Genomic DNA, 18,309 nt, shown 5'->3' with positions numbered 1-18,309 from the left:
CGGCGTCCAGGCCGCGCGCATGCCCTGGCCACCGCCTGGGGCGGAGGCCTTCACGGAGGGCCGTTGCCTGGCCTTGCCGCGCTCCGCGCCCCGGTGGGGGCGCGGGCGGGGCGCCTCAGCCCTCGTGGACGTACCAGTCGTCCCACTGGCTGAGCTCCTCCAGCTTCCGGCCGTAGCCGGCCGCCGCCAGGTGCCGCCGAAGCTCCTCGCGCTGGCCCTCGTTGTGGTTGTGCTCGACGGTGATGACCTTCGGGCGGTAGGCGCCGAAGTCCAGGCCGCGCAGGATTTCGAGCTCGCTCCCCTCCGTGTCCACGGAGAGGTAGTCGAAGTCCGGGGGGGCGCCGTGCTCCCGCAGGAGATCGTTCAGCGAGACGGTCTCCACCTCGAAGGTCGCCCCGGCGCTCTCGCGGATCTCCTTGTGCATGTCGGCGTCCTTGAAGGCCGCGATGGTGGCGTATTCCGGGAACTCCGCGGCACCGGCGAAGGGCAGGCGCTCGCCCGTGGCGGACCAGACGCAGCGGTGCTCGATGATGCAGCCCCGGTTCCGTGCCAGCGCCTCGTGCCAGAAGGGGAAGGGCTCGGCGAGGATGCCCCGCCAACCATAGGCCTTCTCCAGCATGTGGGTGTTGCTGATGGTCAGCCCGTCGGTCGCCCCGAACTCGACGAAGAAGCCGTCGCGCCGCCAGCCGAGGGACTGGAGGACGAACACGTCCTGGAAGAGCTGCGCCTTCGATTCGTTGAAGTGGCGGGCGCAGGCGTTCAGGAAGGCCCGGGACGGCGTCTCCACCGGGTTGACCTTCAGGTCGGCCATCTTCAGCAGGAGCCCGGCCTCCTCCGCCGTTCCCGGGGGCGGCGGGGCGGCCTCCGCGGGCGGGGGCGGCGCGGCGCCGGCATGGGACCGGGCGTAGAGGCCCGCCCAGGCCTCGAAGACCGCCCGCTGGCCGGCCGGCTCGGCCTCCGGCCAGGCGATGCCGTGGTGCGAGAGGACGGCGGGATGGACCGGGAGCGCCGGCCCCATGACCTCGCCCTCCCCGAAGATCCGCCGGGAGGCGTGGGCCGTCTCCTCGCCGAGGTCGAAGGCCTGGATGAGGGCGTCGACGATCGGCCGGAGAAGAAGGTTCGCCGGCGCGTAGACGGAGTGGAAGAGACGGCGGGACGAGAGGTTGGCCTCGACGAGCGCGGCCAGGGGCACGTCGGTCAGGCGGTCGAGCTCCCGCCAGGCCTCGGCCTCCGCCGCGCGGCGCGCGTCGAGGTCGACCATTTCCGGGACCTCGGCCGCCAGGTAGGCCGCGGCTGCCCCGCCGGGCTCGCCGCCCCCCAGGAGGTAGTCCCGCAGGAAGGCGTCGCCGCGCAGCCGCGACGGGCCGGGGATCAGCCCGGGGTCGGCGGCGTCGAGGGGCCACAGCAGGGTCGAGGCCGCCATGGGGATCACGACGAGCCGCTTCGCGCGGACCTGGCGGAGAAGACGGATCGCGCCCCGTCCGGTCAGGGGACCGTCGAGGCCCACCTGGAGCACGAGGCCGTCCATAGCGCCGAGCCGCCCAAGCAGGGTTTCCTCGCCGTCCGGGGCGTTGACGTCGCAGAAGTGGAATTCCGCCTGGGGCTGCCCGCCACGCTGCTGGGCCTCGGCGAGGTGACCGCAAATGGCGTTCGCTTGGCTCTCTCCGTAGATAAGAACTTGAGCAAGCATGCGGGTTACCTCGCCAATCACGTCGCGGTAAGAGAGGGATGAAAAAGGAAATCTATTTATATAATATAACACATTCTCAAATTTGCGTAAAGTTGCGGCAATCTGGAAGCATCGTTCAAAAACCGGGACGAACGCTGCCTCGTCTTTCCCGCTGCCCGTTGCGGGCCAAGCGGTCCCGCCGCCCTCGATCCGCGGTCACGGCCTGTCCGCGCCTCCCCCCTGCCCGTTCCGCCCGGGCCTGGCTATCCCTGCTACCGCGTAGCGGCCGGCCTTGTGCCGGGGCCCTCCTCCTTTGCCACGACCTAGGGTGACCGGTCGCCGGCTCAGGGCCGGGCCAAGATCGCGGTTTCCAGACACGGAAAGTTGCACTAAGAGCCCGCGGCAGGTCGGGCGGCCGCCGGCCGCAAGCACTCCGCATTGATTATGGAAAAACTCTCGATGATTCAGCGCGCCTTTGCTCTGCTTCGGAAAGAACTCGAGCAGGCCATTGATCAGGTCGACGTCGTGTCCTTCGATATCTTCGAGACGCTGATCTGGCGCGTTTACGAGAAGCCGACCGATCTGTTCAAGCATATCGAGCTCGGCGCGAAGGCGAAGAACTTCGCCGCCCTCCGCTCGCAGGCGGAGTTCAAGGCACGCGACGAGGGGCGCCTGCAGGGCCGCCAGGAAGTCACGCTGGACGACATCTACGCGCATCTCCCGGCCGACATGCAGCGGCTGAAGGAGGTGGAGATCCGGCAGGAGCTTCTCACCTGCCGCCGCGACGACTTCATGTTTGGCCTCTACCAGCACGCGCTCGAGTGCGGAAAGAGGATCGTCCTTGCCTCCGACATGTATCTTCCCCTCGCCGTCATCGAGAAGATCGTCGGGAACGCGGGCTACCAGGGCTACGAGAAGCTCTTCCTGTCCTCGCACACGCATAACCCGAAGGCGACGGGCGCGATGTTCGCCGACATCTCTGCCTTCACCGGCGCGGCGTCGGACCGCATCCTCCATGTCGGCGACAACCACCACTCCGACTACCTCATGCCGCTCAAGGCGGGGCTGCGGGCCTTTCACTACGTCTCCGCGCTCGAGGTCGCCGGGGGCATGGCGGAGGCGCCCCTCTTCGAGCGCCTCGCGCGCGAGCCCTACGCGAGCTCGCCGGCCACCTCCCTGCTGAAGGGGCTGGTGGCGCACGAGAACATGGCGAACCCCGGGGCCGACTACTGGGAGCGGTTCGGCTTCACCTATGGCGGCCTCATCGCCTGCGGCTTCGCCGCCTGGATCAAGGAGCGATGCGACGAGAAGGGCCTCGAGGGGGTCTTCTTCCTCGCGCGCGACGGCTTCCTGTTCCGGGAGGTGTTCGAGCGCCTGTACCCGGGCATGTCGGCCCGCTACCTCTTCGCGTCCCGCCGCTGCTACCTGCTGGCGGCCCTGAAGGAGGTGGACGGGGACTTCCTCTCCCTCGTCGCGAACGACCTCTTCATCTCCGGCCACCACGCGCCATGGACCTACCGGGACTTCCTCCAGCAGCTCGCCCTCGACGCGCCCGCGCTCGAGGAGGCCTTCGCGGCGGAGTTCCCGAACCAGGACGAGCCGGTGACGACCGCCGAGCAGCTCGACGACATCCGGTTCTTCTTCAAGGCGCACCGCAAGCTGCTCCTGGTCGAGGGCGCGAAGGAGCGCGACGTCCTCCTCCGCTACTTCGGGAGCGAGGGCCTGCTCGGGCGCAAGGTGGGCGTGGTCGACCTCGGCTGGAAGGGCACGCTGCTCCGGAGCCTCGCCCGCGTCTGCAAGCTGGCGGGGGCCGAGCTGAACGCCCTCGGCCTCTACTTCGGCACGCACAAGCACGAGGCGACCGGCGTCGAGATCCTCAGCTACGCCCTCAACCGGGGAATGCCCGAGGAGAGCGTGCTGAACGGCAACCTGGCCATCGTCCTCCTCGAGATGATGTTCTCGGCGCCCCATGGCAGCGTCCTGAAGGTCGTCGAGCGCGACGGCGGCTTCTCCGCCCTCCACCAGGACGACGACGGGAGCGAGGCCGAGCGGATCGCGGTCTTCGAGAAGCTGCGCCGCGGCGTGCTCCGCTTCGCCGAGCAATACGCCGGCGTCACGGCCGACCTGCCGCTGCCCGTGCCCGGCCCCGTCTCGGTCGGGCCGCTCGACGCCTTCTGCCACAACATCGGCCCCGCGGACCACGAGCGCTTCGCGCGCCTGAGCTACGTGCCGGGCGTCGGCAACGTGCAGCGGCACGAGCCGGTGCTTCCCGGCGCCGGGAAGAAGCGCTTCGCGATCGTCTCCCCCTGGCCCGGCAGCAAGTGCGCGGAGTTCGAGCTCGTCCTGCGCATGGTGCGGGCGGCAGAGAACATCGGCGCCGAGCCGGTGCTGATCTCGCGCAACGGCTACCTCCTCACGCGGATGCAGGAGCAGACGGGCAACGTGGTGGACCCGCGGACGCTCGAGTTCGCCATCTCCATCCACTACGACCTGCCGAAGCTGCTCGACACCTTCTACTACTTCACGCTCTGGAACCCGCCGGAGATCCCGACGGGCGTGCCGACCTACGCGCGCTCGGCCGAGAACTACGTCTCCTTCGACGACTACCTGACCGCCGGCTCGGGCCGCATCGAAAGCCACCTGCGCTCGGTCCTCGACAACAGCCCGCGCCGGCTGGAGGGGATGTCGGAGCTCTACACCTCCTTCCCGCTCGACGCGATGATGCCGCCGAACCTGGCGAAGCCGACGCTGTTCTACTGCGGCATGAATTGGGAGAAGGTCGTCTACCAGGGCGGGCACCGGCATGAGGGGCTGCTGCACCTCCTCGACAAGACCGGCAAGATCAAGTTCTTCGGCCCCGACAAGGTGGCGGAGTGGGGCGGCATCCGCGCCTGGGAGGGCTTCGAGGCCTACCAGGGCCCCATTCCCTTCGACGGCTTCTCCATCGTCAAGGAGATCAACGACTGCGGCATCGTGCTCGTCATCTCCTCCGACGACCACCGCCGCTCGGGCATGGCGACCACGCGGCTCTACGAGGCCTGCGCCGGCGGCGCGGTGATCATCGCCGACGACAACCCCTTCGTGCAGGAGCACTTCGGCGACGCGGCGCTCTTCATCGACTACAACACGAACGACCCGGCCGACACCTTCCGCCAGATCATGGAGAAGTACGACTGGATCGTGGCGAACCCGGAGGCGGCGCTCGCGCTCGCCCGGCGGGCGCAGGAGGTCTTCCGCGAGAAGTTCGCGCTCGAGACGCAGCTCCAGCGCATCTTCGACCGCCACGAGGAGCGCCGCCAGGCCGTCGCCGAGGCGCTCTACGCCCGGGGCGACGAGGCCGTGCTGGCGATCTACGTGATCGACGCGCCTGCCTTCGGCCATGCCCAGAAGACCGCGCTCGACAACGTCCTCGAGAACGTCCGGCGCCAGGCGGAGCGGAACATCACCCTCGCCGTCGCCTGCGACGCGAAGATCGGCGACGCGGTCCGCCTCTTCCTCGAGGCGCGGGGGGACGGCGTGGCGTCGCGGGTGTTCCCCTACGCCATGTTCACCCGCAAGGGCACGCGGATCGTGCCCGAGGGGCGCATGGTCCACGAGATCACGCGGGCGATCGACCACGGCTACCTGATCTTCGCCGCCCCGAACGAGGTCTGGTACAGGGACCACGTCACGACGCTCAAGCGCGCGCTCGAGAACGATCCGAAGGCGGCGGCGGCGCACAGCGGCAAGGCGAACGCGGAGTACAACAACAGCCGCACGCTGAACGCCTTCGCCCCGCTGCCGGTCGCCGGGCTGCTGGAATGCGCCGGCGTCTCCCCCGGCGAGGTCCTGTTCCGGCGCGAGGTCGAGGACTATCTCGGCGTCCATCTCTACGAGTGCCTGGACGGGCTCGAGCACTACGCCTTCCTGCTGCTGGCGGAGTTCCGAGAGCGCCGGCGGATCGTCTTCTCGAAGAGGATCAGCTTCGCGGTCGCGGCCCACCTGCCCGGCAAGGGCGAGCCCGCCTTCCGACGCGCCTCGCAGGTCCGCTTCATCCAGGACCTCGTGCACTACGACGTCGAGCTTCGCCGCAGCCGCTCGCTGCAGCCGCTCGCCCTGCCGGGGGCGGCGCCCGCAGCCGACGCGCCGGCGGGCGGGGAGCTGGCCGGCGCGAGGGCGGAGCTGGTCGCCCGCACGGAGGAGCTGGTGCGCACGCGGGCGGAGCTCGTGGCCCGCACCGAGGTCGCGGAGGGGCTCCAGCAGGAGCTCGCCGCGCGCACCGAGGACCTGGTGGCGACCCGGCAGGAGCTGACCGACCGGACTGAGGTCGCCGAGCAGCTCCAGGCGGAGATGCTCCGCCAGGCCGGTCTGGCGGAGGCGGCGCAGGCGGAACTGCTGCGCCGGACCGAGATGGCGGAAGGGCTGCAGGCGGAGCTGGTGCAGCGGACCGGGGTGGCCGAGCGGCTGCAGGCGGAGCTGGTCGACCGGACCCGGGTGGCCGAGGGGTTGCTCGCCGAGCTCGAGGCCCGCACGGCCGAGCTGGCCCGGGCGCGGCGCGGCCTCGTGCAGCAGGGCGGGCGGCTGGTCGCCAAGGTCGCGAGGGTCGCGGGGCTGCGCCGCTGATCCCCCTGGGCGGGAGGGGGGCCGGCCGGCGGCCCTCTATCCCGCCGGGTTGATCCAGGGGAGCGGCGGGAGCGCGGCGCGGGCGAGGGAGGCGCGGGGCCGCCCGGCCTCGTCCCAGTTCGCGTCCGCCAGCCAAGCCGCGATGGCGTCCCGCCGGGCCGGCCACTCCTCCGCGAGGAGGGAGAACTGGGCTGTGTCGCGCAGGCGCCCCTTGATGACCTTGATGGCGCGCAGCGTGCCCTCGTAGCGGAAGCCCAGCCGGCTGGCCGCGGCACGGGAGGGGGCGTTGAGCGCGTGGCACTTCCAGACGAGGCGCCGGTAGCCGAGATCGTCCATGGCGTGCCGCATGAGGAGGAACATGGCCTCCGTCGCCGCGCGGCTGCGCTGCATCCGGGGCGAGAACCAGATGTGGCCGAGCTCGATTGCCGCGTCGGCGGGGGCGATCTCCATCAGCGTCAGCCAGCCGTCGGCCGTGCCGCTCCGGCGCGGTCGGACGGCCCAGGCCATGGGGTCGTGCTGGGCGGCGAAGGCGGCGACGTGGCGGCGCATGGCGTCCTCGTCGGCGAAGGGCCCGTAGCCCAGATAGGCCCAGCCCGCCTCGGCGCCGGGCGACCGGGCGGCGGACCAGAGCTCTGGCGCGTGGCCCGTGTGGAGCGGCTCCAGCACGACGCTGCGCCCCTCGTGCGGCACGCGGGGCGGCAGCGGGCGGGGCGTGGGATCGAGCTCGGGGCCGAGGGGGGGCGTGTCGGGCATGGCTGCGATGCTGCCGGGAGCGGGCCCGCGCCTCAAGGAGGGGCGGTTACCGCATTGCACAAGCCGCGCCTCCACCCCATACGGTCCCGCCATGCCGACCGCCGATCCCACACGCCCCGCCATGACCGCCTTCCTGACCGAGACGGTGCTGGAGGTCCGCCACTGGACCGACCGGCTCTTCTCCTTCCGCTGCACCCGCGACCCGGGCTTCCGCTTCGAGGCCGGGCAGTTCGCGATGATCGGGCTGATGGTGAACGGCAAGCCGCTCGTGCGCGCCTATTCCATGGCCTCGCCGCCCTGGGAGGAGACGCTCGAGTTCCTCTCCATCAAGGTGCAGGACGGGCCCCTGACCTCCCGCCTCCAGAACATCGTGAAGGGGGACGAGGTGCTGATCGGGCGCAAGCCCGTGGGCACGCTGCTCCTCGACAACCTGCTGCCCGGCCGGAACCTTTGGTTCCTCTCGACCGGCACGGGCCTCGCGCCCTTCATGGCGCTGATCCGGGAGCCCGCGGCCTATGACCGCTTCGAGCGGATCATCGTGACCCACACGGTGCGGCAGGTGGAGGAGCTCGCCTACCGCGACTACATCACGAAGGAACTGCCGAGGAACGAATTCCTTGGCGACATGGTCGCGGAGAAGCTCGTTTATTACCCGAGCGTCACGCGCGAGGAGTTCCCGACGCGCGGGCGGATCACGGAGCTGATGGACAGCGGCAAGGTCTACGCCGACCTCGGCCTGCCCCCGATGTCCCCCGAGAACGACCGGGTGATGCTCTGCGGATCCCCGGAAATGCTGGCTGACGCGCGCGCCCGGCTCGAGGCGATGGGGATGAGGGAGGGCAGCCAGCACGAGCCCGGCCATTTCGTCATCGAGAAGGCCTTCGTCGAGAAGTAGCGCCGCCCGAAGAGGTTACCCGGCAGAAACGGGTTGCCGAATCGTTAGAATTATCGCAGCCTTCCCGGTGAGCCGGCCCGCCAGAGGCCGACCAGCAGGGAAGGTTTCTCATGTCCGAGAAGGAAAAGGCGGGCCGCCGTGGCCTGCTGCGCGCGGCGGCCGTCGGCGCGACCGCAACGGCCGTGCTCGCGACGCCGGGCGTCAGCCGGGCCCAGACCACCACGCTGCGCTTCCAGTCCACCTGGCCCCAGCGCGACATCTTCCATGAGTTCGCCCAGGACTACGTCGAGCGAGTGAACCGCATGGCCGGCGGCCGCCTGCGGGTCGAGCTGCTGGCCGCCGGGTCGGTCGTCGGCGCCTTCCAGGTGCTGGACGCCGTGCACGCCGGCACGCTCGACGGCGGCCACGGCGTGGTCGCCTACTGGTTCGGCAAGAACAAGGCCTTCTCCCTGTTCGGCACCGCGCCCCCCTGGTTCGGCGACGCCAACCAGATGCTCGGCTGGTTCTATCACGGCGGGGGCGAGGCGCTTTACAAGGAGCTTCTCGGCGAGATCCTGAAGGTCAACGTCGTCGGCTTCCTCTCCGGCCCCATGCCCACCCAGCCCTTCGGCTGGTTCAAGCAGCCGATCGAGCGGATCGACCAGATCCGTGGCCTGAAGTACCGCACCGTCGGCCTGGCCGCCGACCTCATGGCGGAGATGGGGGCGGCGGTGGTCTCGCTGCCGGGCGGGGAGATCGTGCCGGCCCTCGAGCGCGGCGTGATCGACGGGGCGGAGTTCAACAACCCCTCCTCCGACCGCGTCCTCGGCTTCCCCGACGTCGCCAAGACCTACATGCTCCAGAGCTACCACCAGCGGGTGGAGAGCTTCGAGATCCTGTTCAACAAGGGCAAGTACGAGAGCCTGCCGGCCGAGCTGCAGGCCATCATCCGCCACTCCGCCGAGGCCGCCTCGGCCGACATGTCGTGGAAGCTGCAGGACCGCTACTCCAAGGACCTGCTGGAGATGACCCAGCGCCAGGGCGTGCAGGCGCGCCCCCTGCCCCGCGCCATCCTCGACGCGCAGCTCGCCGCCTGGAACAACGTGATCGTGCGGCTGGAGGGCGACAACTCGAGCCCCTCCAACGGCCCCTTCTTCAAGAAGGTCTGCGACAGCCAGCGCGAGTGGTGCCGGCGCGTGGGCAACTTCTTCCTTCGCTACGAGGCCAGCCAGGTCGCCGCCTACAACCACTTCTTCGCCAGCCGCTGATCCGCGCCGGCGGGGCCCGCGCCCCGCCGGCCGGCCGCGGCGCAAGGGGACCTCATGCAGCGCATCCTGCTGGGCATCGACCGGCTCTCGACCCTCGTTGGCCAGACCTTCGCCTGGTGCATCGTGGGGCTCACCGGCGTCGTCACCTACGAGGTCGTGGCCCGCTACGTGTTCCGGGCGCCGACCACCTGGGGCTACGACGTCACCTACATGCTCTACGGCACGCTGTTCATGATGGCCGGCGCCTACGCGCTGTCGCGCAACGGGCATGTGCGCGGGGATTTCCTCTACCGGAAACTCTCGGAGCCGCGCCAGGGCTGGCTCGACCTCGTCCTCTACCTGCTGTTCTTCTTCCCCGCGATCTTCGCCTTCATGATCTCCGGCTGGCACTTCTTCGAGGAGAGCCTGCGGCAGAACGAGCGCTCGATGTTCTCGCCGTCGGGGCCCGTGATCTGGCCCTTCAAGTTCCTCATCCCGCTGGTCGGCGTCCTGCTGCTGCTGCAGGGGCTAGTGGAACTGGTGCGCTGCGTCCAGTGCATCCGGGAGGGCCGCTGGCCGAAGCGGCTGTCGGACGTGGAGGAGCTGGACCAGATCATCCTCGCCCAGGCCGAGACCATGGGCGCCGAGGCGCTGGCCGCCGCCATCGGCGGCGGCACCGGCCTCTCCCCGCCCGCCGAGGCCGCCCGGCGCGAGCGCGCCGGCGACCAGCAGGACGGGCGCTGAGCCCGCGCTGCCCCAACCCCGATCCCGCGCGAGAAGACGCCCGACCATGAGCGACCCCGCCCTCGGCCTGACGATGCTCGCCCTGTTCCTGGGCTTCATCCTGCTCGGCTTCCCCATCGCCTTCACCCTCATGGCGATGGGCCTCTTCTTCGGCTACCTCGGCATGGGCGACCGCATCTTCGACCTGCTGGTGCAGCGCACCTACGCGGTCATGTCGAACGACGTGCTCATCTCCGTGCCGCTCTTCGTGTTCATGGGCTACGTGATCGAGCGCGCGAACATCCTCGAGCGCCTGTTCCGCTCGTTGCAGATGGCCGCGGGCGGCCTTCCCGGCAGCCTCGCCATCGCGACGCTGGCCACCTGCGCGCTCTTCGCGACCGCGACGGGCATCGTCGGCGCGGTGGTGACGCTGATGGGGCTGCTCGCCTTCCCCGCCATGCTGAAGGCCGGCTACGACGTGCGGCTGGCGGCCGGCGTCACCTGCGCCGGCGGTTGCCTGGGCATCCTCATCCCGCCCTCGATCATGCTCATCCTCTACGGCGCGACCGCCGGGGTCTCGGTCGTGCAGCTCTACGCCGCCGCTTTCATCCCGGGCGTCACGCTGGCCCTCTGCTACATGCTCTACGTCATCATCCTGGCGATGCTGAAGCCGCAACTGGCGCCCCCGCTGCCGCGGGAGCAGCGCAACATCCCCTTCGCCAAGGTCGCCTGGGCGCTCGTCTCGTCCTTCGTGCCGCTGGCGCTGCTGATCGCCTCGGTGCTCGGCGCCATCCTGCTCGGCCTGGCCACGCCGAGCGAGGCGGCCGCCATGGGCAGCCTCGGCTCCATCATCCTCGCGATCGTGTACCGCGCCTTCACCTGGGCCAAGCTGCGGGAGAGCGTGTTCCTGACGGCGCGAACCTCGGCGATGGTCTGCTGGCTCTTCGTCGGCTCCTACATCTTCTCCTCGGTCTTCGGCTATCTGGGCGGCCAGTCGGTGGTCGAGGAGTTCGTGAAGTCGCTGCCGCTGAACTCCTTCACCTTCATGATCCTCGCCCAGGCGATCATCTTCGTGCTCGGCTGGCCGCTGGAGTGGACGGAGATCATCGTCATCTTCGTGCCGATCTTCCTGCCGCTGCTGGACGACTTCGGCGTCTCGCCCCTCTTCTTCGGGGTGATGATCGCGCTCAACCTGCAGACCTCCTTCCTCTCGCCGCCGGTCGCGATGGCCACCTTCTACCTCAAGGGGGTCGCGCCGAAGCACGTCCGGCTGGAGGACATCTTCGCGGGCGTCATGCCCTTCATCTACATCGTCGTCGCGACGATGGTCGTCATGTACTTCGTGCCGGAGCTGGTGACCTGGCTGCCGGAGAAGCTCTACGGCGGCACCGTCGCGGCCGAGCCCGGCCTCTCGCTGGAGGCGCCGCCCGCCGGCGGCTTCACCGAGGAGGAGACCCTTCGCTAGTGCCCCGCCGCACCCGCGCCGACCGCGCCGCCGGATGGCTCGCCGAGGCCATCGCCACCGGCAGCCCCCTCGCGCCCCTTTCGGCGGACGCCGCGCCTCGGAGCCGCGCCGAGGGGGAGCGGGCCGCGCTGCTCGCGCTCGCCGAACTGGGCCTCGCCCCCTGCGGCCTGCGCACGCTCGGCGGCCTCGCCGGGCCGATGGTGGGAGGGCGCCTCCTGCCGGACGGGGCAAGCGTCCTCGGCGTGCGCCACCCCGTCGCGACGGCCGCGCTGGTCGCGGTGCTCGCCGAGCCGCTGGAGGAGGGGGAGACGGCGCCGCCGGTCCTCTCGGCCGTCCACCCCGCCCTCGACGTCGCCGGCAGCCGCTTCACCACCGCGCCCGCCGCGGCGGCCCTGCGCGCCGCGGACCTGGCCGGGCTCGGGATGGTCGTCGCCGGCCCTGCCGCGCCGCCGCCGGCGGACGGCGTGATGATCGAGACCGCCGCCGGCGCGCGACGTACCGACGCGTCGAGCGCCTTCCTCGCGGCCGCCGCCGCCGCCCGCCGCCTCGGCGGGCTGCCCGCGGGGGCGCTGCTGGTGGTGGCCGGACTTTCGGAACCGATCGCGCCGGACGCGGACGGCCGGATCAGCGCGGGCTTCGGCGCGCTCGGACGAGTCGGCGCGCAAATCCTTTGATGTTCCTTGCATCATTTTCATCACAGTCTTGTAGATGATTGCCGTGTCGTTAATTGGACGCTGGCCGACCGTTGATTCGGCGCGGTATCGTATTGTCGGCTGCCCGCCGCGACGGGCGGCCCCGCCGCGCGGTGCCCCCGGTTCGGGACCTGCGCGGGGGATTCATCGAGAAGTCCGGGGAACGTCGCGCCCCGGGGGGGAAAGCAGGGTCCGAGAAGCATGAGTACAGCCTATTCAACCGCGGCCGCTGCCGAGAAGCAGCGACCCATGAGCAAGGAGGAGCGCAAGGTCATCCTTGGCTCCTCGCTCGGAACCGTCTTCGAGTGGTATGACTTCTATCTCTACGGCAGCCTCGCCGGCCTGATCGGCACCCACTTCTTCAGCCAGTACCCCGAGGGCACGCGCAACATCTTCGCGCTGCTCACCTTCGCGGCCGGCTTCCTCGTGCGGCCCTTCGGCGCGCTCGTCTTCGGCCGCATCGGCGACCTCGTCGGGCGCAAGTACACCTTCCTCGTGACCATCCTGATCATGGGCGCCTCGACCTTCATCGTCGGTCTGCTGCCCGGGTCGGACACGATCGGCATCCTCGCGCCGATCCTGCTCATCGTGCTGCGCTGCCTCCAGGGCCTGGCACTGGGCGGCGAGTACGGCGGCGCCGCGACCTACGTGGCCGAGCACGCGCCCAACGGCCGCCGCGGCTTCTACACCTCCTTCATCCAGGTGACGGCGACGGCGGGCCTCTTCCTCTCGCTGCTGGTCATCCTGGGCGTCCGCACCTGGACCGGCGAGGCCGAGTTCGCGGCCTGGGGCTGGCGCATCCCCTTCCTGCTCTCGGTCGTGCTGCTCGGCATCTCCGTCTGGATCCGCTCGACGCTGCACGAGAGCCCGGCCTTCCAGAAGATGAAGACCGAGGGCACCGGCTCCAAGGCGCCGCTGTCGGAGGCCTTCGGCCAGTGGCGGAACGCCAAGTGGGCGCTGCTCGCGCTGCTCGGCCTCACCATGGGCCAGGCGGTCGTCTGGTACACCGGCCAGTTCTACGCGCTGTTCTTCCTCGGCTCGATCGCCAAGGTGGATGGCCCGACGACGAACCTGCTCATCGCCTGGTCGCTGCTGCTGGGCTCGGGCTTCTTCGTCTTCTTCGGCTGGCTGTCGGACAAGGTCGGCCGCAAGCCGATCATCCTCGGCGGCTGCCTGCTGGCCGCGCTGACCTACTTCCCGCTCTTCAAGCTGCTGACGGCGGAGGCCAACCCGGCGTTGCACCAGGCGCAGCAGACCATCCCGGTGACGGTGCTGACCGACCCCGCGAGCTGCTCCTTCCAGTTCAACCCGGTCGGCACGGCGCGCTTCACCCAGCCCTGCGACATCGCCAAGGCCGCCCTCGCGCGCGCCTCGGTGAAGTACAGCGTCGAGGCGCTGCCCAACAGCGGCGGGGCGGCCGCGACCGCGGTCCGCATCAAGGATGCGGCGCCGATCGTCGCGACCGACCCGACCTTCCAGCAGCAGCTCTCCGCGGCGCTGACCGCGGCCGGCTACCCGGCGGCGTCCAACCCGACGGTCGTGAAGATGTCCGGTCCCTTCGACATCTTCCGCGAGCAGCCGGCGGTGCTGATCGGGGTGCTGACCATCCTCGTGATCTACGTGACCATGGTCTACGGCCCGATCGCGGCCGCGCTGGTGGAGCTCTTCCCGACGCGCATCCGCTACACCTCCATGTCGCTGCCCTACCACATCGGCAACGGCTGGTTCGGCGGGCTGCTGCCGGCGACCTCGCTGGCCATGGTGGCGCAGACCGGCGACACCTATTTCGGGCTCTGGTACCCCGTGGTGATCGCGCTCGTGACGGTCGTGATCGGCGCCCTCTTCATCCCGGAGACGAAGGACCGCGACATCTTCGAGGCCGAGGAATCCGGCACCAACGCGCGGGCCTGACACCGCCCGCCAGGAACGGGGAAGGGCGCCGGGAGGGATCCCGGCGCCCTTTCTCATGGGCGGCACCCCGCCTCGGATCGCGGCCGTGACGGGTCTTGCGCAGGCGGCCCGCCGCATCCCAATCTGCGGCCCGCCGGAGAAGGGGAGGAACCATGCCGGACGGCACTGCCGGGACCGTTGCGCCGATCCTGGTCCGCGAGGACCGCGACGCGGTCGCGACCCTCGTCCTCAACCGCCCCGCGGCGCGCAACGGCCTCTCCGTCGCGCTGCTCGACGCCCTCGCGGTGGAGCTCGCCGCCATCGCGGACGACGCCGCGGTGCGCTGCGTCGTCATCGCGGCCGCCGGCCCGGTCTTCTGCGCGGGGCACGACCTGAAGGAGATCACCGCGCGCTTCGCGGATGCCGACGGCGGGCGCGCCTTCTTCGCCGACGCGATGGCGCGCTGCGCCGCCGTCATGGGCTCCCTCCCCGCCCTGCCCCAGCCCGTGGTCGCCGCGGTGGGGGGCCTTGCCACCGCCGCCGGGTGCCAGCTCGCCGCCGCCTGCGACCTCGTCGTGGCCTCCGACGCCGCGCGCTTCTGCACGCCGGGCGTGGACATCGGCCTCTTCTGCTCCACCCCCGCCGTCGCGCTCTCGCGCGCCGTGCCGCGCAAGGCGGCGATGGAGATGCTGCTGACGGCCGAGCCCATCGGGGCGGAGGAGGCCCGGCGGATCGGCCTCGTGAACCGCGTGGTGCCGGCGGCGAGCCTGCGGGAGGAGGCGCAGGCGCTCGCCGCCCGCATCGCCGCGCGCTCCGCCCTCGCGGTCCGGCTCGGCAAGCGGACCTTCCACCGGCAGGCGGGGCTGCCGCTGGCCGAGGCCTACGAGGTGGCCGCCGCCGCCATGGTCGACAACCTTCTCGCGGAGGACGCGGCCGAGGGCATCGGCGCCTTCCTCGCGCGCCGCACGCCCGAATGGAGGCACCGCTGATGGACACCCTGCCCCGGGAGGGAGAGCCCGCGCCGCTCTCGGCTAAGGCCGCCTACGACGCCCTGCCGCGCGACCCCGCCAACCACCGCGCCCTCACCCCGCTGCTCTTCGTCGAGCGCGCGGCGGCGGTCTTCCCGGACCGCGTCGCCGTCATCCACGGGGCGCAGCGCATGACCTGGCGCGAGCACCGCGACCGCTGCGTGCGCCTCGCCTCCGCGCTCGCCGCGCGCGGCATCGGGCGCGGCGACACCGTCGCGGCGATCCTGCCGAACACGCCGGCGATGATCGAGTGCCACAACGGCGTGCCGATGACGGGCGCCGTGCTGAACACGATCAACATCCGCCTCGACGCCGACACCATCGCCTACATCCTCGACCACGGGGAGGCGCGCGCGGTGGTGGTGGACCGCGAGTTCGCCCCGGTCCTCGCCCGCGCGCTGGAGATCGCGACGGTGAAGCCCTTCGTCTTCGAGGTGGACGACCCGGAGGCCCCCTTCCCCCACACGGCGGGCGGCGAGGACTACGACGCCTTCGTCGCCTCCGGAGACGCCGCCTACGCCTGGGAGCCTCCCGGTGACGAGTGGGACGCCATCGCGCTGAACTACACCTCCGGCACCACGGGACGGCCGAAGGGCGTGGTCTACCACCACCGCGGCGCCTATCTCGGCGCGATCGGCGACCTGCTGGCCTGCGGCATCGGCCCGGCGCCGGTCTATCTCTGGACCCTTCCGATGTTCCACTGCAACGGTTGGTGCTTCCCCTGGGCGGTCGCCGCGGTCTCGGGCACGCATGTCTGCCTCCGCGCCGTGCGCGGCCCCGCGATGTGGGAGAGGATCACCGCGCACGGCGTGACCCACATGTGCGGCGCGCCGATCGTCCTCCAGATGCTGGTCAACGACCCCGCGCGCGTGCCGGGCACGGGGCTCGTCTACGGCGTGGCCGGCGCCTCCCCGCCGGAGGCGGTGCTGGCCGCGGCCGACGAGGCCGGCGTCACCGTGCGCCACATCTACGGGCTGACCGAGTGCTACGGCCCCTCCGTGGTGAACGAGTGGCACGCCGAGCACGACGCCCTCCCTGCCCCCGAGCGCGCGGCGCTGATGGCGCGCCAGGGCGTGCGCTACGTGACGCTCGAGGCCTTCGACGTGCTCGACGCCAACGACAACCCCGTCCCTGCCGACGGCGTGACGATGGGCGAGGTGGCCATGCGCGGGAACACCGTGATGAAGGGCTACCTCAAGGACGAGGCGGCGACCCGGAAGGCCTTCGCCGGCGGCTGGTTCCGCACCGGCGACCTCGGCGTGAAGCACACCGACGGCTACGTGCAGCTCAAGGACCGGGCGAAGGACATCATCATCTCCGGCGGCGAGAACATCTCCTCCATCGAGGTGGAGGACGCGCTCTACAAGCACCCGGCCGTCGCGGTGGCCGCCGTGGTCGCCGCGCCCGACGAGAAATGGGGCGAGGTGCCCTGGGCCTTCGTGGAGCTGAAGCCCGACGCGCTGGCGACGGAGGCGGAGCTGATCGCCCATGCCCGCGGCCTGCTGGCCGGCTTCAAGGTGCCCAAGCGGGTCGTCTTCCAGGAGGTGCCCAAGACCTCCACCGGCAAGCTCCAGAAGGTGCCGTTGCGGAAGGCGGTGCGCGAGGGGACGGCCGCGGGCTGAGCGGCTTGCGGCACGCCGCCCGGCGCTGCATGAGGGTCGCATGACCGCGCCCGTCATCCGCGACAGCCAGCCCGGCGACGTCCCCGCCATCGCCGCGATCTACGCCCATTGGGTGAGGACCGGCCGCGCCTCCTTCGAGCTCTCCCCGCCCTCCGATGCCGAGATGGCCGGGCGGCGGGAGGCGATCCTCTCAGGCGGCTACCCCCACCTCGTCGCGGTGGACGGGGCCGGCGCGGTGCTCGGCTACGCCTACGCCTCGGCCTACCGCCCGCGCCCGGCCTACCGGCACACGGTGGAGAACTCGGTTTATGTCGCGCCGGACGCCGCCCGCGGCGGGGCGGGCCGCGCGCTGCTGGCGGCGCTGATCGCACGCTGCGAGGCGGCGGACTTCCGGCTGATGGTCGCGGTGATCGGCGACTCCGCCAACGCCCCCTCGATCCGCCTGCACGAGGCGCTCGGCTTCCGCCACGCGGGGGTCATCCCCTCCATCGGCTGGAAGCACGGGATGTGGCTCGACACCGTGCTGATGACCCGCGCGCTCGGCCCGGGAGACACCACCCCGCCGACCCGCCCGTGACGCCCGCCGGCGAGCCCTCCCCGGGCCGGGCCGACCGGGACACGCGGAACTCCGCCCTCACCCTCGCCCTCACCCTGCCGGGCGACACGGTGCTCTACCTCCTGCTGCCGCTGCACGCCGCGGTCTTCGGCGTCACCCTGCCTGAGGCGGGGCTGCTGCTGGCGGCCAACCGGCTGGTGCGGATCGCGGGCTACGGCTGGATCGCGCGCGTCTACGCCGAGCGGGGGCCGCGCGCCGCCTGCACCGTCGCGGCCGCTGCGGCGGCGCTGGCGACCACGGGCTACGCCGTGCTGTCCGGCGTCTGGGCGCTGCTCGCGGCGCGGCTGCTCTGGGGCCTGGCCTATGCCGCGATGAACATCGCGGTCCAGGCGCTGCCGACCGCCCGGGCGGAGGGGGCCGAGCGGCGCAGCGGCTGGTCGCGCTCCATCGTCGCGGCAGGGCCGATGATCGGCCTCGCCGGCGGGGCGTTGCTCGCGGAATGGGCGGGGCCGCGGGCGGTCTTCCTCGCGCTCGGCCTCGTCTCCCTGCCCGCCATCCTCTTCGCCGCCCGCCTGCCGGTCGCGCCGGAGGGGCGGGCGGGCGCGGGGCCGCGCTTCAGCCTGCCGGGCGCGCTCGACCTCTGGGCCTTCACCTTCGGCCTGGCGATGGACGGGATCTTCATCATCGGCCTGGCGGTGCTGGCGGCGGAGGCGCTGCCGCAGGGGGCGACGCTCGCGGCCGGGGGTGCGCTCGCCCTGCGCTACGCCGCCGAGATCCTCCTTTCCCCGCTGGCCGGGCGGCTGGCGGGGCAGTGGGGGGCCCGGCGGGCGCTCGTGCTGCTCTCCCTCGGCTCGGCGGGCGGGCTGCTGCTGCTCGGGCTCGGGGGCGCACTGCTCTGGGTGGGCGCGCTGGGCACCGTGCTGCTGCGGGCCATCGTGCAGCCGCTGGCCGGGCCGATCGTCGCGGCCGAGAACCCGGGTGGGGCGCGGGTTCCGGCGCTGGCGCGGCAGGCGACCTGGCGCGACATCGGCGCGGGCGCCGGGCCGCTGCTGGCGGGCATCCTCTTCCCCCTGCTGCCGGCGCTGCTCGTCTACGGCGGCGCGGCGGCGATGCTGGCGGCGGCCAGCCTGGCCGTGCGGCGCCGCGGCGGATAAGGCGCGGCGCTGAACCACCGCGCGGCGCCGGCGT

The 18,309-nt window shown here is 71.5% G+C and carries 13 protein-coding genes; 11 read left to right on the top strand and 2 right to left on the bottom strand.

Annotated features, from left to right (window positions below; all coding sequences use genetic code 11):
• Window positions 1–115: 115 nt before the first annotated feature.
• A complete protein-coding gene (locus EAH89_RS24715) occupies window positions 116–1,690 on the bottom strand; it encodes an FkbM family methyltransferase (protein WP_140886379.1) in 1,575 nt (524 codons plus the stop codon).
• A 438-nt stretch (window positions 1,691–2,128) separates the two neighbouring features.
• On the opposite strand from EAH89_RS24715, the gene EAH89_RS24710 reads away from it, so the two are divergent.
• Window positions 2,129–6,271: a glycosyltransferase family protein gene (locus tag EAH89_RS24710; RefSeq protein WP_140886378.1), complete on the top strand. Its 4,143-nt coding sequence runs from the start codon at window positions 2,129–2,131 to the stop codon at window positions 6,269–6,271.
• Window positions 6,272–6,307: 36 nt separating this feature from the next.
• On the opposite strand, the gene EAH89_RS24705 is transcribed toward EAH89_RS24710, so the two are convergent.
• Complete coding sequence (locus tag EAH89_RS24705; protein ID WP_140886377.1) at window positions 6,308–7,024, bottom strand: GNAT family N-acetyltransferase; 717 nt, start codon at window positions 7,022–7,024, stop codon at window positions 6,308–6,310.
• Between the two features lie 91 nt (window positions 7,025–7,115).
• On the opposite strand from EAH89_RS24705, the gene EAH89_RS24700 reads away from it, so the two are divergent.
• The 10 genes from EAH89_RS24700 to EAH89_RS24655 all read left to right on the top strand — a co-directional run bounded on the left by EAH89_RS24700 (window position 7,116) and on the right by EAH89_RS24655 (window position 18,275).
• Complete coding sequence (locus EAH89_RS24700; RefSeq protein ID WP_456306533.1) at window positions 7,116–7,919, top strand: ferredoxin--NADP reductase; 804 nt, start codon at window positions 7,116–7,118, stop codon at window positions 7,917–7,919.
• A 110-nt stretch (window positions 7,920–8,029) separates the two neighbouring features.
• Window positions 8,030–9,166 (top strand): TRAP transporter substrate-binding protein, encoded by a 1,137-nt coding sequence (locus EAH89_RS24695; RefSeq protein ID WP_140886376.1) that lies wholly within the window; start codon window positions 8,030–8,032, stop codon window positions 9,164–9,166.
• A 54-nt stretch (window positions 9,167–9,220) separates the two neighbouring features.
• Window positions 9,221–9,889, top strand: a complete 669-nt coding sequence (locus EAH89_RS24690; RefSeq protein ID WP_140886375.1) for a TRAP transporter small permease subunit — start codon at window positions 9,221–9,223, stop codon at window positions 9,887–9,889.
• A 46-nt stretch (window positions 9,890–9,935) separates the two neighbouring features.
• The gene (locus EAH89_RS24685; protein ID WP_140886374.1) at window positions 9,936–11,333 is read left to right on the top strand and encodes a TRAP transporter large permease; all 1,398 of its coding nucleotides are present in this window, start codon (window positions 9,936–9,938) and stop codon (window positions 11,331–11,333) included.
• The gene (locus EAH89_RS24680; RefSeq protein ID WP_140886373.1) at window positions 11,333–12,007 is read left to right on the top strand and encodes a hypothetical protein; all 675 of its coding nucleotides are present in this window, start codon (window positions 11,333–11,335) and stop codon (window positions 12,005–12,007) included. Before EAH89_RS24685 ends, EAH89_RS24680 begins: the two co-directional genes overlap by 1 nt.
• Window positions 12,008–12,274: 267 nt before the next feature.
• Window positions 12,275–13,936, top strand: a complete 1,662-nt coding sequence (locus EAH89_RS24675; RefSeq protein ID WP_140886372.1) for an MFS transporter — start codon at window positions 12,275–12,277, stop codon at window positions 13,934–13,936.
• A gap of 152 nt (window positions 13,937–14,088) precedes the next feature.
• A complete protein-coding gene (locus EAH89_RS24670) occupies window positions 14,089–14,904 on the top strand; it encodes an enoyl-CoA hydratase (RefSeq protein ID WP_140886371.1) in 816 nt (271 codons plus the stop codon).
• Window positions 14,904–16,565, top strand: a complete 1,662-nt coding sequence (locus tag EAH89_RS24665; protein ID WP_140886370.1) for an AMP-binding protein — start codon at window positions 14,904–14,906, stop codon at window positions 16,563–16,565. Before EAH89_RS24670 ends, EAH89_RS24665 begins: the two co-directional genes overlap by 1 nt.
• A 40-nt stretch (window positions 16,566–16,605) precedes the next feature.
• A complete protein-coding gene (locus tag EAH89_RS24660) occupies window positions 16,606–17,142 on the top strand; it encodes a GNAT family N-acetyltransferase (protein WP_140886369.1) in 537 nt (178 codons plus the stop codon).
• Window positions 17,139–18,275, top strand: coding sequence for an MFS transporter (locus tag EAH89_RS24655; protein ID WP_140886368.1), 1,137 nt, complete (start codon window positions 17,139–17,141; stop codon window positions 18,273–18,275). The genes EAH89_RS24660 and EAH89_RS24655 overlap by 4 nt, the downstream gene beginning before the upstream one ends.
• The last annotated feature ends 34 nt before the right edge of the window (window positions 18,276–18,309 follow it).

This window comes from Muricoccus nepalensis (assembly GCF_006438825.1).
Classification (GTDB): domain Bacteria; phylum Pseudomonadota; class Alphaproteobacteria; order Acetobacterales; family Acetobacteraceae; genus Roseomonas; species Roseomonas nepalensis.
Note: the sequence above shows the minus strand (reverse complement) of the source record. Positions and strands in the feature narration are given on the sequence as shown.

Coding starts and splice junctions, on each gene's coding strand:
- EAH89_RS24675 (WP_140886372.1), top strand. CDS start 12,275: ATGAGCAAGGAGGAGCGCAAGGTCATCCTTGGCTCCTCGCTCGGAACC.
- EAH89_RS24695 (WP_140886376.1), top strand. CDS start 8,030: ATGTCCGAGAAGGAAAAGGCGGGCCGCCGTGGCCTGCTGCGCGCGGCG.
- EAH89_RS24660 (WP_140886369.1), top strand. CDS start 16,606: ATGACCGCGCCCGTCATCCGCGACAGCCAGCCCGGCGACGTCCCCGCC.
- EAH89_RS24690 (WP_140886375.1), top strand. CDS start 9,221: ATGCAGCGCATCCTGCTGGGCATCGACCGGCTCTCGACCCTCGTTGGC.
- EAH89_RS24700 (WP_456306533.1), top strand. CDS start 7,116: ATGCCGACCGCCGATCCCACACGCCCCGCCATGACCGCCTTCCTGACC.
- EAH89_RS24705 (WP_140886377.1), bottom strand. CDS start 7,024: ATGCCCGACACGCCCCCCCTCGGCCCCGAGCTCGATCCCACGCCCCGC.
- EAH89_RS24710 (WP_140886378.1), top strand. CDS start 2,129: ATGATTCAGCGCGCCTTTGCTCTGCTTCGGAAAGAACTCGAGCAGGCC.
- EAH89_RS24685 (WP_140886374.1), top strand. CDS start 9,936: ATGAGCGACCCCGCCCTCGGCCTGACGATGCTCGCCCTGTTCCTGGGC.
- EAH89_RS24715 (WP_140886379.1), bottom strand. CDS start 1,690: ATGCTTGCTCAAGTTCTTATCTACGGAGAGAGCCAAGCGAACGCCATT.
- EAH89_RS24665 (WP_140886370.1), top strand. CDS start 14,904: ATGGACACCCTGCCCCGGGAGGGAGAGCCCGCGCCGCTCTCGGCTAAG.
- EAH89_RS24670 (WP_140886371.1), top strand. CDS start 14,089: ATGCCGGACGGCACTGCCGGGACCGTTGCGCCGATCCTGGTCCGCGAG.